The organism is Streptomyces sp. NPDC004539, assembly GCF_040610055.1.
In the GTDB taxonomy this organism is placed as follows: domain Bacteria; phylum Actinomycetota; class Actinomycetes; order Streptomycetales; family Streptomycetaceae; genus Streptomyces.
The window spans coordinates 1-15,404 of record NZ_JBEXLS010000013.1 but is presented as its reverse complement, the minus strand read 5'-3'; the positions used below and the strand labels follow the sequence as shown (position 1 = coordinate 15,404).

General features: G+C 71.0%; 14 protein-coding genes and 1 pseudogene. 4 read left to right on the top strand and 11 right to left on the bottom strand.

Annotated elements, in window-relative coordinates; genetic code table 11:
- Positions 1–36: 36 nt before the first annotated feature.
- The 8 genes from ABZX85_RS25780 to ABZX85_RS25745 form a co-directional block, all read right to left on the bottom strand.
- On the bottom strand, positions 37–849 hold the full coding sequence (locus ABZX85_RS25780; protein ID WP_355872995.1) for a carbohydrate ABC transporter permease: 813 nt from the start codon (positions 847–849) through the stop codon (positions 37–39).
- Positions 846–1,739, bottom strand: coding sequence for a sugar ABC transporter permease (locus tag ABZX85_RS25775; RefSeq protein WP_355872993.1), 894 nt, complete (start codon positions 1,737–1,739; stop codon positions 846–848). The genes ABZX85_RS25780 and ABZX85_RS25775 overlap by 4 nt, the downstream gene beginning before the upstream one ends.
- Complete coding sequence (locus ABZX85_RS25770; protein WP_355872991.1) at positions 1,714–3,015, bottom strand: extracellular solute-binding protein; 1,302 nt, start codon at positions 3,013–3,015, stop codon at positions 1,714–1,716. The genes ABZX85_RS25775 and ABZX85_RS25770 overlap by 26 nt, the downstream gene beginning before the upstream one ends.
- A gap of 30 nt (positions 3,016–3,045) precedes the next feature.
- On the bottom strand, positions 3,046–4,137 hold the full coding sequence (locus tag ABZX85_RS25765) for an LLM class flavin-dependent oxidoreductase (protein ID WP_355872989.1): 1,092 nt from the start codon (positions 4,135–4,137) through the stop codon (positions 3,046–3,048).
- A gap of 127 nt (positions 4,138–4,264) precedes the next feature.
- Entirely contained in the window at positions 4,265–4,339 is a 75-nt protein-coding gene (locus ABZX85_RS25760) for a putative leader peptide (protein WP_355873567.1), read from the bottom strand.
- Positions 4,340–4,445: 106 nt separating this feature from the next.
- Positions 4,446–5,864, bottom strand: coding sequence for a S28 family serine protease (locus tag ABZX85_RS25755; RefSeq protein WP_355872986.1), 1,419 nt, complete (start codon positions 5,862–5,864; stop codon positions 4,446–4,448).
- 202 nt (positions 5,865–6,066) lie between these two features.
- The gene (locus ABZX85_RS25750) at positions 6,067–7,068 is read right to left on the bottom strand and encodes a LacI family DNA-binding transcriptional regulator (protein WP_355872983.1); all 1,002 of its coding nucleotides are present in this window, start codon (positions 7,066–7,068) and stop codon (positions 6,067–6,069) included.
- 407 nt (positions 7,069–7,475) lie between these two features.
- On the bottom strand, positions 7,476–8,384 hold the full coding sequence (locus ABZX85_RS25745; RefSeq protein WP_355872981.1) for a LysR family transcriptional regulator: 909 nt from the start codon (positions 8,382–8,384) through the stop codon (positions 7,476–7,478).
- Positions 8,385–8,474: 90 nt separating this feature from the next.
- On the opposite strand from ABZX85_RS25745, the pseudogene ABZX85_RS25740 reads away from it, so the two are divergent.
- From ABZX85_RS25740 to ABZX85_RS25730, 3 genes and pseudogenes are all read left to right on the top strand, one after another.
- Positions 8,475–9,317, top strand: a pseudogene (locus ABZX85_RS25740) (EamA family transporter); the annotation flags it as partial.
- Positions 9,318–9,723: 406 nt separating this feature from the next.
- Positions 9,724–11,022, top strand: a complete 1,299-nt coding sequence (gene aroA / locus ABZX85_RS25735) for a 3-phosphoshikimate 1-carboxyvinyltransferase (protein ID WP_355872978.1) — start codon at positions 9,724–9,726, stop codon at positions 11,020–11,022.
- Positions 11,019–11,651, top strand: a complete 633-nt coding sequence (locus ABZX85_RS25730; RefSeq protein WP_355872975.1) for a GNAT family protein — start codon at positions 11,019–11,021, stop codon at positions 11,649–11,651. Before aroA ends, ABZX85_RS25730 begins: the two co-directional genes overlap by 4 nt.
- Here ABZX85_RS25730 and ABZX85_RS25725 read toward each other — a convergent pair.
- Positions 11,641–12,021 (bottom strand): DUF6281 family protein, encoded by a 381-nt coding sequence (locus tag ABZX85_RS25725; protein WP_355872972.1) that lies wholly within the window; start codon positions 12,019–12,021, stop codon positions 11,641–11,643. The genes ABZX85_RS25730 and ABZX85_RS25725 overlap by 11 nt on opposite strands.
- 110 nt (positions 12,022–12,131) lie before the next feature.
- The gene (locus tag ABZX85_RS25720) at positions 12,132–13,067 is read right to left on the bottom strand and encodes a LysR family transcriptional regulator (RefSeq protein ID WP_355872969.1); all 936 of its coding nucleotides are present in this window, start codon (positions 13,065–13,067) and stop codon (positions 12,132–12,134) included.
- A gap of 50 nt (positions 13,068–13,117) precedes the next feature.
- Here ABZX85_RS25720 and ABZX85_RS25715 point away from each other — a divergent pair, with 50 nt between their 5' ends.
- Positions 13,118–13,684 carry an alpha/beta hydrolase gene (locus ABZX85_RS25715; protein ID WP_355872966.1) on the top strand — a complete coding sequence of 189 codons (567 nt, stop codon included), beginning with the start codon at positions 13,118–13,120 and terminating at the stop codon, positions 13,682–13,684.
- 163 nt (positions 13,685–13,847) lie between these two features.
- On the opposite strand, the gene ABZX85_RS25710 is transcribed toward ABZX85_RS25715, so the two are convergent.
- On the bottom strand, positions 13,848–15,062 hold the full coding sequence (locus tag ABZX85_RS25710) for an MFS transporter (RefSeq protein WP_355872963.1): 1,215 nt from the start codon (positions 15,060–15,062) through the stop codon (positions 13,848–13,850).
- Between the last annotated feature and the right edge of the window lie 342 nt (positions 15,063–15,404).

The window sequence follows — 15,404 nt, the reverse complement described above, 5'->3', positions numbered from 1 at the left end:
ACGAGTTGTTGTCATCGGACGGGTTGCCGTCATGGCTCACCCCCGTACCGCCCCCGCCGTCAGCCCCGACACGAAGTGCTTCTGGAGCAGCACGTACACGACCACCACCGGCACCGACGCGATGACGACTCCCGCGAACAGCAAGGGGTACTGGGTGAGGAACTCGCCCTGGAAGTCCAGCAGGGCCAGCGGCAGGGTCCGGTGCTCGTGGGAGCGGATGAACAGGAGCGGGTAGAGCAGGTCGTTCCAGTCCATGACGAACAGGAAGATGCCGGTCGTGGCGAGCGCGGGCCGGGTCAGCGGGAGCGCGAGGGACACGAACGAGCGAAGCGGCCCCGCCCCGTCCAACTCGGCCGCCTCGTACAGCTCTTCGGGGATCGTGCGCAGGAAACCGCCGAGGATGAACACGGCCGTCGGCAGCGTCATCGTCGTGTCCACGAGGACCAGCCCGAGCAGGCTGTCCGTGAGCCCCAGCCGGTCGAACAGCACGTACTGCGGGACGATCGCCGCCTGCGCGGGCACCGCGAGCCCCGCGACGAGGACACCGAACACGATCCAGCCGGCCCGCCCCGGCACCCGCGCGCAGAAGAACGCGGCGAGGCTCGCGAGGACCAGCGTCAGCGCCACCGCACCCGCCGTCACGATCACACTGTTGCCGAACGCCGCCCCGAGCCCGCCCTCGTCGACCGCGCGCCGGTAGTTGTCCAGTGTCGGTGAACTCGGCGGCGACAAAGGCGAGTCGAAGAGCTGCGGCAACGTCTTGAACGTGCCGAACACCACGACCAGCAAAGGGAGTACGACCGTCGCCGCGCCCAGCATCAGGACCAGGGGTCGCAGGGTCTTCGTCATCGCGTCGCCCTCCGGATCGCCCGCCGCTGGACCCAGGTGAGCAGCGCGATGAGCGCCATGAACAGCAGGGACTGGGCGGCGGCGTAGCCGAACTGGTTGTTGGAGAAGGTGGTGTAGACCCGGGTGGACAGCAAGTCCAGTGCCGGGCCAGGGGGGTTGCCGCCGAGCCCGAGGACCAGGTCGAACGCCTTGAAGGACTGCACGGTCGTGTAGGCGACGACGATCCCGGTCGCCGGAGCCACCAACGGCCAGGTGACATACCGGAACCTGGCCCACCGCCCGGCGCCGTCCAGCTCGGCCGCCTCGTACAACTCCCGTGGGATCGCCTGGAGTCCGGCGATGAAGACGACCATCATCTGACCGGCGTGGAACCACACCTGCGTCAGCGCCAGCCAGTACACGGCGGTGTCCGGGTTACCCAGGTACACCGACTGGAGACCGCCCAACCCCACTGCGCGCAGGCCCGAGTTGAGCAGCCCGCCGTCCGGGTCGTACACGAACCGCCACACGAAGGCGACCGCCACCGAGGACAGCACCGTCGGCAGGAAGAACAGCGCGCGCAGGAACGTCGAGGCGCGGGTCGTGCGGACCAGGTAGAGCGCGAGGAACAGCGCCAGCGCCGTCTGGGCGAGGACGACCACCACCATCAGCTTCAGGTTGTTCTCCGCCGCGTTCCTGAACACGTCGTCACCGGTGGCGAGTTGACGGAAGTTGTCCAGTCCGACGCTGTGGTACGTGGCGCTGTAGCCGTCCCAGTCCGTCAGCGCGTACTGCACCGCCTGCACGGTCGGGTACGCGAAGAAGAACAGGTAGAGGGCCAGCGCGGGCACCGGGAAGAACCACAGTGCCCGCGGCGCACGGCGGTTACGCGCGCTTCTGGTCGATGACACGCTGGGCCTCCTCGGCCGCCTGCGCCGGCTTCTTGCCCCCGACGACGGCGACGGCCGCGTTCTCGACGGCCGAGCGGATGTCCAGGTTCAGGAACTGGAAGCGCGGCGCGAGCAGCGTCTTGCGGGTCAGCCACGGCGACACGGCCTTGAGGTCGGTGTTCGTGTACGCGACGTCCTTCACCGTGACGTGCTGCCCGGTGCCGTTCGCGTAGAAGGCCGCGTTCACCGGGTCGCTGAGGAACTCCAGGAACGCGTACGCCGCCGGCTGCACCTTCGACGCGCTGTTCACGCCGAGCACGAACGTCGCGTTGAACACGCCCTCGTACTTGGCCTGCCCCGCTGTCGTCGTGATCGGCGCGACCAGGTCGAACGGGAACTTCGCCCCCAGCGCCCGCACCCCGGCCATCTGGAAGGAGCCGGTCGCGAGCAGCCCCGCCTTGCCGGAGGCGAACAACTGCGTCACCGCGTCCGTCGTCGAACCGGTCGCGCGGGCCTGGAAGTACGGCGCCAACTGGGCGTACTGGCCGAGGGTCTTGAGGAACCAGTCGTCGGTCACCTTGTACGCGCCCGACTCGATCTTCGTGAACATGTCGTCGCTCGGCGCGTTGTTCATGACCATCGTGTTGAGCAACTGCCCCGCGTTCGCGGTGTCCCCGCCCGGCCAGGCGATCGGCGTGTACCCCTTCGCCTTGAGATCGTCGAGGAGTTGCAGGAAGCCGTTCCAGTCCTTCGGCGCGCTGGTGTGCCCCGCCTTGTCGAGCGCGTCGGTGTTGGCGAGCGGCATGTTGAACACCAACTGGTAGGGCAGGCCGTACTGTTGGCCCGCCTGCGCGCCCGGCGTGATCAGGCTCGGCTGGTACTTGCCCACCACGTCCGTGCCGGTCAGCGGCGCGTACACGCCCGCCTTCACGATCTGCTGGAACTGCGCGCCCCGGAACGCGGTGAACAGGTCGCCCGTCTTCGAGCCCTGGATGCGGCGCAGCGCGGTCGACTGGTAGTCGGCGGACGGGGAGATGTCCTGCTCGACGTTCGCGTCCGGATACTTCTTCACGAACGACTCGACCAGCTCGGCTATCACCGCCTTGTCCTCGGCCCGCCAGTGGGCGAAGGACACGGTTCCCCTGACGTCTCCCGAAGTGGCGAGCGCCGTGGGCGAGTCGCTGCTCGCCGAGGACGCTCCGCCGCCGCCCGGTCCGGCGCAGGCGGCGAGGCCCAGACCGAGGCCGGAGGCGGCGAAGAGGCGGAGGGCGGCTCGTCTGTCGAGCGTACGGGACATGGCTCGGTTCTCTCTTCTCGTGAAGTCGGTTCAGGCGGTGGCGAGTTGGCGGGCGAGCAGCGGGCGGACGCACTCGCCGAAGCGGATCGCCTCCTCCAGGTGCGGCTGGCCGGAGAGGATGAAGTGCTCGATGCCGAGCGAGGCGAACTCCTCGATGCGCTCGGCGACTTGTTCGTGGCTGCCGACCAGCGCGGTACCGGCGCCGGGCCGTACCAGACCGAATCCGGCCCAGAGGTTGGGGTGGATCTCCAGCCGGTCCGTGCGTCCGCCGCTCAGCGCGGCCATCGCCCGCTGCCCGGCCGACTCCGAGGTCTTGAACCGCTCGTGGGCGGCGGCGATCGCGGCCGGGTCCAGACTGCCGAGAATCCGGTCGGCCTCCGCCCACGCCTCGGCGGCGGTGTCCCGGCTGATCACGTGCAGCCGGATGCCGTACGACAGCTCCCGCCCCTCGGCCGCCGCCAACTCCCTTACCCGGGCGATCTTCTGGGCGACCGCAGCCGGGGGCTCACCCCAAGTGAGGTACGTGTCCGCGTACTTGGCGGCCACCGGGAGGGCCGCCTGCGAGGAGCCGCCGAAGAACACCGGGGGCAGTTCGGCCGGCGGCTTGCGCAGCCGCCCGCCCGCGACCCGGTAGTGGGCGCCCTCGTAGTCGTACGCCTCGCCCGCCCAGGCCGTCCGCAACAGGTCGAGGAACTCGGCGGTGCGGCCGTAGCGTTCGTCGTGGGAGAGGAAGTCGCCGTAGGCGCGCTGCTCGTCGGCGTCCGAACCGGTGACGACGTTGAGGAACAGCCGTCCGCCGGACAGCCGTTGGTAGGTCGCCGTCATCTGGGCGGCGAGCGGCGGCGCGATCACGCCGGGGCGGAACGCGACCAGGAACTTCAGCCGGGTGGTCTGCGGGATCAGCGCGGCCGTGGTGAGCCAGGAGTCCTCGCAGTCGCTGCCCGTGGGGGTCAGCACGGCCTCGAAACCGGCCGACTCGGCGGCGCGGGCGACCTGCGCGAGGTAGTCCAGCGTCGGCGGGCGGGTGGTCTTCCGGGACTGGAGCGAGTCACGGGCGGTCACGCCGACGACGTCACGGTCGTCGCCCGTGGTGGGCAGGAACCAGTGCAGGCGCACGGTCATGGGATCTCCAGGAGACGGGTCACCAAGGTGGATGCAACGTTGAATCAACGCCCGGCGAAGATGGCACGGAAGCGTACGAAGCGGGAGAACGAGAAGAAGAGGATGTGCCGAACGGCGGCGTGACGGGTCAGCTACACAGCGCGGTGGCGACCCTGAGCAGGTCCACGTGCGCGCGCTTGACGAGCTCGACTCCGGAATCCATGGGCCGGGACTATACACACAGTCCGTAAATGACACGACGGCCGACCGGAATATGGGCCGGTCGGCCGTCAGGGTGGCTCTCAGGTACTACGGGTGACCCGTAGGACTCACGGACGCAGCGCGGGCTCCCGCTCCACGTCCCGGACATCCAGCTTCGCGTCGAACCTCGCCAGCGGCTTCGCCGCCTCCACGGCGGCGGCCGGGACACCCGCCCACTCCAGGATGCGGGCGGTGGCGAACGCCTTCTCGGCGGGGACGAGCCCGGCGACGTTCGCGCCGTGGTTCAGCCCCGGCGCGGTCAGCACGTACGAGTCCTTCGTGCCCTTGCCGACCCGGAACCGCTCCGAGCCCCAGGGGTCGTTCTGCCCGTACACGAAGAGCATCTGCCGGGCGTTGTGCCGCACCCAGTTGTCCACGTCGGCCATCGCGAACCGGTCGAACTTCGGGATGCGCACGCTCGCGGGCACGAAGTTCGACGGCGGCTGGTACCCGTACCGGATGTACCTCCGCTCGATGTGCGGGAAGCGGATGGTCGGCGCACCGAGCTGGGAGGCCGCCTGGAAGTAGTACGGGGTGTACGGGTCGAGACCCTGGTCCGTGTAGAAGGAGAACCCGGAGATCGCGTCGACCGAGTCCCAGATCTCGTCGTCGGTCGCGTTCTTCGCGTCCGCCGGGATCGACGCGCAGTCGGACAGCAGGCTGTACTGCCAGAAGCCCCACACGTAGTCCAGGACGACCGCCTCGTACGCCTTGTCGAGGCTGCCGACGGTGGTGAACGTGTACCCGTTGTCGGCCGCGTACGCCGCGTACCGCTTCTCCAGCGGCTCCCGGCGCACCAGCGCCTCCCGCTGCACCCCGTTCAGCCGGTCGCGGCACTCCTTGGTGCCGACGCTCGCGAAGAACCGGTCGTAGGCCGAATCCTCGTCGTTCACCACGTCGTTGGGGGCGACGTACGCGACGACGCCGTCCATGTCACGCGGGTAGAAACGCTCGTAGTACGTGGCGGTCATGCCGCCCTTCGAACCGCCCGTGGAGAGCCACTTCTTGGCGTAGACCGGCTTCAGCGCCTCGAAGATGCGGTGCTGGTCGCTGGCGGCCTGCCAGATCGTCAGCTTGCTCCAGTCGGTGGGCTCGGCCGGCCGGGACGGGGTGAAGTACCGGTACTCCATGGAGACCTGGTTGCCGTCCACGATCTGGGTGGGCTCGCGGCGGCCCGGCGTCGTGGAGACGTTGTAACCGCTTGTGTAAAAGACCGTCGGCCGGTTCACGTCCTTGTGCAGCACCGTGATGCGCTGCTCGAACGTCCCGGCGGAGGGGTGCCGGTGGTCGATCGGCTGGGTGTAGTTCAGCACGAAGAAGCGGTAACCGGGGTACGGCTTCTCCTGGACCAGGCTCATGCCCGGGATCGCCAGCAGCCGGTCCTTGATGTCGGTGGCCTCCGGTTCGGCGGCGGTCGCCGCCGTCGCCGTGCCCAGCGTGCTTATCAGCACCGTGAGCGCGAGCAGCCATCTGAGCGCCTTGCGCATGCGCGTGCACCCTCCCTGCATACCTGTGAAGTTGGTGTGTGCGGCGGAAGTTATCGGAGCAACGGCCGTGGCACCAGAGGGCATAGGGCGCGCGGACGGCGCAACTCACCTGTGGGGCAAGGGAAGAGGGAGGAAGAAGAAAGGAGAAGAAAGGAGGAGCAGGGGAGGTGCGCGGGGAGGCGTGCGGGAGCGGAGGCGGGTCTCACCCGCTCTCGCGGACCACCAGCCGATGCCCCGCGACCAGCAGCGAGGCCCGGTCCGCCCCCGCTATCCCGCTCAGCAGCGACGTCACCGCCAGCCTCGCCAGCCCGGACTTGTCGGGGGCGACCGTGGTCAGCGGGGGAGCGGTGTACCGGGCCGCCTCGACGTCGTCGAAACCGATTACTGCAAGGTCTTCCGGCACCCGCACCCCGCGTTCCCGGGCCACGTGGAGCGCCCCCTCCGCGAGCGCGTCCGCGAAACAGAAGACGGCGTCCGGGAGCCGGGGCAGCGCGAGCAGAGTGCGCAGCGCCGCCGCCCCCGACGCGCGGTCGTACGCGGGGACGGGCGGCGCCAGAGCCTCGTCGTACGGCACGGAACACGCCGCCAACGCCTCCAGGTACCCCTTGAGGCGCGTCGTCGAGGTCGCCGCGTGCGGGACGGTCTGCCGGCCGATCACGGCGATACGGCGCCGACCGCGCGCCAGCAGCCGGGCGGTCGCCTCCCGGGCCGCCGCCGTGTTGTCGATGGTGACGTGCGGGTGGGGAAGGTCGTGCAGTCGCTCGCCCAGCAGCACAAGAGGCTTGCTGCGGACGGCAGTCGACGCCTTCGTGTCGTCCAGCGCGAGGGGGCTCAGGATGACGCCGTCCACCATCGGGTCGGTCCTCCCGAGGGCGATCTCCAACTCCGCCTCCGGGTCGCCGCCCGTCGCCTCGACGAGGAGCGTGCAGCCGTGGGCCGCCGCCTCCCGCAGGACGTGACCGGCGAGTTCGGCGAAGTACGGCATCGACAGATTGGGCACCGCCAGCAGCAGCACCCCGCTGCGGCCGGTGCGCAGCCGCCGGGCGGCCGTGTTCGGCCGGTACCCCAACTCCTCGACGGCACGGGCGACTTTCTCCCGCGTCGCCTCCGAGAAACGGCCCGTCCCGCGGACCACGTTCGACACGGTCCGCATCGACACCCCGGCCCGCTCGGCCACCTCCCTGAGCCCGATCCCCGCGCGCATCGGCCCACCCTACGGCCTCGAATCCGCCGGTCGGCGGCGCTGACATGAGGAGTTCACACTCGGCGTCCGACCGGCACAGGGAGGCGGCGTCCGGCCGGACAAGGGCGCTCGCCGGGACATCCGCGCACCGTGCGCCCCCTGGGGGCCGCCATCGGCGCTTTGGAGGGGGGCACGCCGATGACGGCACGCTGCCGGCCTCGGTACGGCGGAGAGGGTGGGTCGGCGATCACGGCCAGCCGCGAACGCCGACACCGCACCGTGGTGAAACGTCCGGCAGTTTCGGGTTGGACGTGGCGGGGGCGCGAGCGGTTCCCTCCCTCGGGCGGCGGGCGGCGGGCGGCGGGCGGCGGGCGGCGGGCGGCGGGCGGCGGGCGGGCCGCTCCCTCTGAGGTACTACGGGACGACCCTCACCGTGCCGTCACCATCGGCCAGTGCTCGCGCAGCGTCCGGACCGTCTCCGCGATCGCCGGGCGCCGGGCCGCGCCCTTGCGCCACAGGGCGTACAGATGGCGTACGGGTACCGGCTCAAGGGGGACCTCGACCACACCCGGCGGGAGCGGGCCCCGGCCCAGGCGCGGGATCAGGGCCACCCCCAGCCCCGCCGCGACCAGCGCCACCAGGGTCGGGTTCTCGTCCGCCTGATGGACCACGTCCGGCTCGTGGCCCGCCGACCGCAGGGTACGCAGGAGCCAGTCGTGGCACACCCGCCCCGGCGGCTGGCAGATCCACCGCTCACCGCCCAACTCCTCGCGCCGCACCCCCGTACGACCCGCGAAGGGGTGGTCCTCAGGTACGAGGAGATCGCACAGGTCGTCCCCGAAGTGCACCTGCTCCAGACCCGTAGGGGCCGGCAGCGGGGCGATGTCCCAGTCGTGGGCGACCACGAGGTCGACCGCGCCCTTGGCCACCAGGTCCACCGACAGATGCGGGTCGACCTCGGCCAGCCGGGCGTCCAGGGCCGGATGCCGACGGGCCAGGTCCGCGAGGACGGACGGCATCAGCCCGCGCGCCGCCGAGGCGAACGCGGCGATCGTCAGCCGCCCCGCCGGCAGCCCCCGGCGCTCTTCGAGACCGGTCTCCGCGCGCTCGACGATCGCCAGCAACTCCTGTGCCGTCTCGGCGAGTTCCCACGCCTCGTCGGTCAGCCGCACACCCCTGCCCTCCCGCTCCAGCAGGACCGTCCTGGTCTCCCGCTCCAACTTGGCGATCTGCTGCGACACCGCCGAGGAGGTGTACCCGAGCGCGGCGGCAGCGGCGCCGACCGTGCCGTGGACGGAGACCGCGTGCAGGGCCCGCAGGCGCTGGAGGTCGAGCATGACCGGGCTCCCAAGAGTTAGCGTTGCTTCATTCTGTCGTGCAGCAATCATCGCTGGTGCTACACAGTCCGTACAGCGGATGCTCGACGCATGCGTCCGGCACACCTCCTCCTCGCCGTCCTCGTCGCCGCGGTCTGGGGCGTCAACTTCACGGTCATAGAAATCGGTCTCGACCACTTTCCGCCGCTGCTCTTCTCCGCCCTGCGCTTCCTGGCCGCGGCCCTGCCCGCCGTGTTCCTCGTGGGGCGGCCGAAGGTGGCGTGGAAGTGGATCGTGGGCGTGGGGCTCTCGCTCGGCGTCGCGAAGTTCGGGTTCGTCTTCGTCGGGATGGACGCGGGGATGCCGGCCGGGCTGTCCTCGCTGGTCCTCCAGATCCAGGCCGTGTTCACCGCGCTGATCGCGTTCGCGGTACTGGGGGAACGGCCCACGCGGCTACGGGTGTTCGGGATGGGCGTCGCCTTCGCGGGCATCGGGGTCGCCGCCGTCGACGAGGGAACGTCCGGGCCGCTGGGGGCGTTCGCGCTCGTCGTCGCCGGTGCCGCGTGCTGGGGCGTGTCCAACGTCCTGACCCGCAAGGCCGCCCCGCCCGACGCCCTCAACTTCATGGTGTGGGTCAGCACCGTCCCCGTACTGCCGCTGCTCGCCCTGTCGTTGCTGACGGAAGGGCCGCGCCGCGACCTCGACGCCCTGCGCGCCCTCGACCCGGCCGGCGTCGGAACCGTCCTCTTCGTCGCCTGGATCTCCACCGTCCTCGGCTTCGGCGCCTGGGGCTGGCTCCTGCGCCGCCACCCCGCCTCCACCGTCGCCCCCTTCTCCCTCCTCGTCCCCGTCTTAGGCATGTCCTCGGCCGCCCTCTTCCTCGGCGAACAGATCAGCCCCCTGCGGTGGTGCGCGGCGGCGCTGCTGGTGGGCGGCGTGGCGCTGACGTCACTGGCACCGGGGCGGGGGGTTGTGGAAGCGGCTGCACAGACGATGGAGGCCGACGGGAGGGCGCGGGTTGTGGAACCGGTTGCGCAAGCCGGGGTGGTGGTTCCGGCTGCACCGGTTGTGGAAGCGGTTGCACAACCCCGGACGGCGATCCTGGCGGCGCCCGTTGTGGAAGCGGTTACACAACCCCGGACCATGATCCCGGCGCCGCCCGTTGTGGGAGCGGTTACGCAATGCCCGCAGACGGCCCCAACACCCCCCGTTCCACAACCGCTCCCACAAACCCGGACACCTACGACACCGTCCCCACGGCCCGCGACACCCCCGCCCCCTCCGCCGACCTGACGAACTCCCCGTTCCATCCCCTGGACGTTCCCGCGCCCGGCACTCCCGTCGCGAGATCATGAGGGGCATGCCCCTCGTCGACATCCCCGGTTCCAAGTCCCTCACCGCCCGCGCCCTCTTCCTCGCCGCAGCGGCGGACGGTGTCACGACTCTCGTACGCCCCCTGCGCTCGGACGACACGGAGGGGTTCGCCGAGGGGCTGAACAGCCTCGGTTACCGGGTCGGCCGGTCGCCGGACGCCTGGCAGGTGGACGGCCGCCCGCAGGGCCCGGCGGTCACCGAGGCCGACGTCTACTGCCGGGACGGCGCGACGACCGCCCGTTTCCTGCCGACGCTGGCCGCCGCCGGCCACGGCACGTTCCGCTTCGACGCCTCGCCCCAGATGCGCCGCCGCCCTCTCCTTCCGCTCACCCGTGCCCTGCGCGACCTGGGAGTCGACCTGCGCCACGTGGACGCGGAGGGGCACCACCCGCTCACCGTCCACGCGGCCGGGGTGGAGGGCGGCGAGGTCGTCCTCGACGCCGGTCAGTCCTCCCAGTACCTCACCGCGCTGCTCCTCCTCGGCCCCCTCACCCGAACCGGCCTGCGTATCCGGGTCACCGACCTGGTCTCCGTGCCGTACGTGGAGATCACGATCGCGATGATGCGGGCGTTCGGGGTGGAGGTGAAAGTGGAGGTGAAACAGGGGGCAACCGCTTACGGAAACGGAGACGGTGCCGGCTCGGGCGAACGCGTCTACACCGTCCCGCCCGGCGGCTACCGCGCCACCACCTACCCCATCGAGCCCGACGCCTCCACCTCCAGCTACTTCTTCGCCGCAGCCGCCCTCACCGGCGGCGAGGTCACCGTCCCCGGCCTCGGACAGGGCGCGCTCCAGGGCGACCTGGGCTTCGTGGAGGTCCTGCGCAAGATGGGCGCGCACGTCGAGATCGCGGCCGACCGCACCACGGTCCGGGGCACCGGCAGCCTGAACGGCGTGACGGTCAACATGCGGGACATCTCCGACACGATGCCGACGCTCGCCGCCATCGCCCCCTTCGCCACCGGCCCGGTCCGTATCGAGGACGTCGCCAACACCCGCGTCAAGGAGTGCGACCGCCTCGACGCCTGCGCGGAGAACCTGCGCCGCCTCGGTGTCGACGTCACGACCGGCCCCGACTGGATCGAGATCCACCCCGGCACCCCCGAGCCCGCCGAGATCAAGACCTACGGTGACCACCGCATCGTCATGTCCTTCGCGGTCACGAGCCTTCGTACGCAGGGTATTTCGTTCGACGACCCCGGCTGCGTCCGCAAGACTTTCCCCGGTTTCCACGAAGCCTTCGCGGAGTTGAGCACGCAGTTGGGGAAGGACGTCACCGGGTGAGATTCGAGGCGGGACAACAGCCGCTCCTGGCAGGCGACTTCGTACGACTGGAGCCCCTGGAGCGGCGTCACGCGGCCGAGTTGGCGCTCGCGGCGGAGGAGGACCGGGAGACGTACGACTTCACCTGGGTCCCCCGAGCCGAGGACATCGACCGTTACCTCGACCTCCAACTCGCCCGCGCCGCCGACGGATCGATCGCCCCGTACGCGCAGATCTCCACCGCCACCGGCCGCGCGGTCGGTGTGACGGCCTACTGCGAACCCCGCGCCTGGCGCACCCCGGACCACCTGGACGCGGTCGAGGTCGGCCACACCTGGCTCGCCGCTTCCGCCCAGGGCACCGGCGTCAACGCCGAGGCCAAACTCCTGCTGTTCCGCCACGCGTTCGAGGTCTGGCGGGTCTCCCGCGTCGACCTCAAGACCGACGCCCGCAACGCCCGCTCCCGCGCGGCGATCACCGGCGTCGGCGCCACCTTCGAAGGCGTCCTGCGCAACTGGTCCCCCTCCAAGTACCCGGGGGAGGAAGGCGCGTTGCGCGACTCGGCGATCTTCTCCCTCACCGCCGAGGAGTGGCCGCGACGCAGATCCGCCCTGCTGGAACGAGTGGCCCGCCACCGGATCACCGCCTGAGCAACTTCCTCACCTCGGGCGGAAGCCGGTCCCGCGTCTCGTGCGCCACCAGCAACGTGTCGGCGACCTCGTCCACCACGATCGCCATGGCCGGGTCCACCCCGACCACCGAGTACGCCACCACCTGCCGCTCCCCGATCCCGGGGTCCCCGTCCCCGCCCGTGTCGTCGCAGGCCGGCAGCACCGCCGTGCCGACGGCCTCCCCGAGCGTGAACTCGGCCCCGGACAGGTCGGAGTACCGCCGCCCGTCGTAGTCGGCGACGAACGCGCAGGACGCCGCGCCCTCCCCGCCACCTGCGGAGCAGCCGCCGACAGCCCACCCGGCGGCAAGGAACAGCAACACGGTGAAACGGCTTGCTACGGCTCTCACCGCAGAACCCCCTCAGGACGACGGACCACTGGCGAGTGGCGACTTACGGCTGACGGCCGACGACTCGGACGCCGACCAGCGGACGTACGACTCGTCACGACCGTGACGCCTCAGCCCCGAAGAACGTTCGCCGCCGCACGCAACTCCTCCCGCACGACCCTCAGCACCGGGTCCCCCTCGGCCCCCGCCCGCACGGCCACGAACACGTTCCGCGAGGGAGCCGCCCCCGCGGCAGGCCGGATCGCCAACTCCCGCCCGGCGTACACGGATCGCACCAGCCGGGGGACCAGCGCGACCCCCGCCCCCGCCTCGACGAGCCCGGACAGCGCGGCCCAGTCGTCCACGGCGTGCCGGACGTCCGGGGTGAAACCGCTCGCCGCGCAGACGGAACGGGTCACCGCACCGCAGCAACTGGAGGCCCGGCCGATGATCCACGGCTCGGTGGCGAGATCCCGCAACCGCACCTCGGCGTGGCCCGCGAGCCGGTGCCCTCGGGGCAGGGCGATGTCGAGGACGTCGGTCAGCAGGTCCTCGCGGGTGTAGCGGGCGTCGGTGTGCGCGGGCGCCGCCGCGAAGTCGACGGCGACGGCCACGTCGACCTGGCCACCGTCCAACGCCGTGAACAGGTCCGGCGGTTCGGCCTCCACGATGTCCACGCGCAGCTCCGGCAACCGCTCCCGCAGGGCCCGCAGTGCCGGGGGCAGCAACCCGAGGATGCCGCTGGAGAAGCAGCCGACGACGACCGTCCCCCGCCCGCCTTCCGCGTACGCCGCCAAGTCGGAACGGGCCCGCTCCAGTTGGGCGGCGATGAGGTCGGCGTGCGAGAGGAGCACCCGGGCCTGACCGGTTAACCGCAGGCCCCGGCCGTCCCGTTCGGTGAGCGGTACGCCGAACTCACGGGCGAGCGCGGAGAGTTGCTGGGAGACGGCCGAGGGCGTGAGGTGCAGCGCCTCGGCGGTCCGCGCGACACTGCCTCGGCGTTGCAGCTCGCGCAGGACGGTGAGGCGGCGAAGGTCGATGGTGAAGGCCGTGCTTAAGGGTTCCACCAGGAAAGATTAACTGGACCTGATGGATTCCGGCCGGGGATGATCGGCCCATGACCTCCTCGTTCCTGATCCTCCACGGCTGGCAGAACCACCGTCCCGAGGGCCACTGGCAGCACTGGCTCGCCGGCCGCCTGACCGCCCTCGGACACGACGTCGCCTACCCGCAGCTGCCGGACCCGGACACCCCCGAACTCGCTGTCTGGCTGGGCGAGTTCGAGCGTCACCTCACCACCCCGGGCCGCAAGCTGGTCGTCGCGCACAGCCTCGCCACCGTCACCTGGCTGCACGCCGTCTCCCGTGACCTCCCCGGCCTCGACACCGTCGAGCGCGTCCTGCTCGCCGCCCCCGTCACGACCGCCGCCGACTTCCCCGAGATCGCCGGGTTCGCCCTGCCCCCGCTGACCGGCCTCACCCCGCCGTCCCCGACCCGCATCGTCGCCGGGGACGACGACCCGTACTGCCCGGAAGGCGCCCAGCGGGCCTACGGCGACCCCCTCGGCATCACCGCCGAAGTCCTCCCGGGCGCGGGCCACTTGACCCCGGACGACGGGTACGGGCCCTGGCCGTCGGTGCTGGACTGGTGCCTGGACGGGGAGGTGAAGCTGACGGCGAGGTGAGGAGCCCGACCCTCAGGGCAAGCCTGACTCTCAGGGCAAGGCTGACGCTCAGGGCGAGGCCGGAGGCCAGGGCGAGGCCGGAGGCCAGGGCGAGGCCGGAGGCCAGGGCAAGCCCGATGAGCCAGACAAGGCTGCCGGCCAGCCGAGGCCAACCCCAGCGAGATCACCCGAGAGAAGCACCCTCCTCATCCCGCGTCCGGCGACGACCACCCCCGACCACCGCCAACACCGCGAACCCCACACTCACCCACACCGCGTCCCGATAATCCCCGCTCACCTCGGTGACACCCCCGGCGACCAACGGCCCGACGAACGCCCCCAAGTTGAGCGCGACGGTGGCGAACGCCCCCGCCATCACCGGCGCTTCCGGACTCGCGACGTACAACACCCGCCCCACCAAAGCCGACCCGGCCCCGAACGACAGCCCACCCACCACCAGGGCCCCACCGAACAGCACCCCGCCCCACTCCCCGGTCACGGCCAACACCGCCCAGGCGAACGGCAATACGAGCAGCACCACCCCCAACCACCGCTCTCCCACCCGCCCGGAGACAGTCACCCCGACGAACGCCCCCACCCCGAACACCGCGAGCAACACCGGAACGACCCCCTCGGACAGCCCGGCGACCTCCGTACCGATCACGGCGAGATACGAGAACCCGGCGAACGTGGCCGCGTTGACAGCAGCTCCCACCCCCAACGCCCGCCGCAGCAACGGCCGTCCCAACAACCGGAGTTCGGCCCGAACCCCAGAACCACTCACCCCACCCGAAGACGCCCCCGAGGCCCCACCCGAGGCCCGACCCGGAGACCCCCCAGAGGCCCCACTCACAGACCCCCCACCCCCCACCCGCACAACCCACCCCAACGCCGGCACACACAACCCCGCCACCGCCCAGAACGCCGCCCGCCACCCGAACCACTCCCCGAGCAACGCCCCCGCGGGCACCCCCACCGCACAGGCCAACGTCACCCCCGCGAGCAGCACGGACGTCGCCCGCCCTGCCAACTCCGGTGCCACGAGCGAGGAAACGGTGGACAACGCCACCGCCAGGAACCCCGCGTTGACGACAGCGGCCACCACCCGACTCCCGAACAACACCGCGAAGTCGGAGGTCACCGCCCCCACCACATGCACGACGACGAACGCCGCCAGGAACCCGCCCAACGCCGTCCGCCGAGGCAACCGCGCCCCGACGAGGGCCATCAAGGGCGCCCCCACGATCATCCCGACCGCGTACGCGGACGTCAGACTCGCGGCGGCCCCGACGGACACGGACAAGTCGCGCGCGATACCGGGAACCAGCCCGGACAACATGAACTCAGAGGTGCCTTGCGCGAAAACGGCAAGGCCGAGGACGTACAGAAAAACAGGCAAGGGAAGTCGCTCCAGCGGATGACGAGAGACGAGGGACAGCGCGAACGCCGATCACAGGTCCCGCACGCCGAAACGACCCCGAAGGGGCCTCAGTAACCGTTTACCGTCCAGCCGCGCGGAACCAGCGGCTGCGCTCTGTCCGACTCGGGGCTCGACATGCCCGGCACGCTACAAGCCGACCCCGCACCCGATCAACCGCGTATCACCCACCGACCCACTGCCTGCGACTCACCCGCAACTCACTCACTGAGCGTTTTCAGCTTGGCCATCGATCGGGTGATGTCGACAGCGTGCGCAACGCACGAGGCTCCCGTGCCGTTGGGGGAGGTGTTCGAAGTCTCA

What these genes read in the sequence shown, in the direction of transcription:
- ABZX85_RS25755 (WP_355872986.1), bottom strand. Translation starts at nt 5,864, where the DNA reads ATGCGCAAGGCGCTCAGATGGCTGCTCGCGCTCACGGTGCTGATAAGC.
- ABZX85_RS25765 (WP_355872989.1), bottom strand. Translation starts at nt 4,137, where the DNA reads ATGACCGTGCGCCTGCACTGGTTCCTGCCCACCACGGGCGACGACCGT.
- ABZX85_RS25715 (WP_355872966.1), top strand. Translation starts at nt 13,118, where the DNA reads ATGACCTCCTCGTTCCTGATCCTCCACGGCTGGCAGAACCACCGTCCC.
- aroA (WP_355872978.1), top strand. Translation starts at nt 9,724, where the DNA reads ATGCCCCTCGTCGACATCCCCGGTTCCAAGTCCCTCACCGCCCGCGCC.
- ABZX85_RS25745 (WP_355872981.1), bottom strand. Translation starts at nt 8,384, where the DNA reads ATGCTCGACCTCCAGCGCCTGCGGGCCCTGCACGCGGTCTCCGTCCAC.
- ABZX85_RS25750 (WP_355872983.1), bottom strand. Translation starts at nt 7,068, where the DNA reads ATGCGCGCGGGGATCGGGCTCAGGGAGGTGGCCGAGCGGGCCGGGGTG.
- ABZX85_RS25780 (WP_355872995.1), bottom strand. Translation starts at nt 849, where the DNA reads ATGACGAAGACCCTGCGACCCCTGGTCCTGATGCTGGGCGCGGCGACG.
- ABZX85_RS25770 (WP_355872991.1), bottom strand. Translation starts at nt 3,015, where the DNA reads ATGTCCCGTACGCTCGACAGACGAGCCGCCCTCCGCCTCTTCGCCGCC.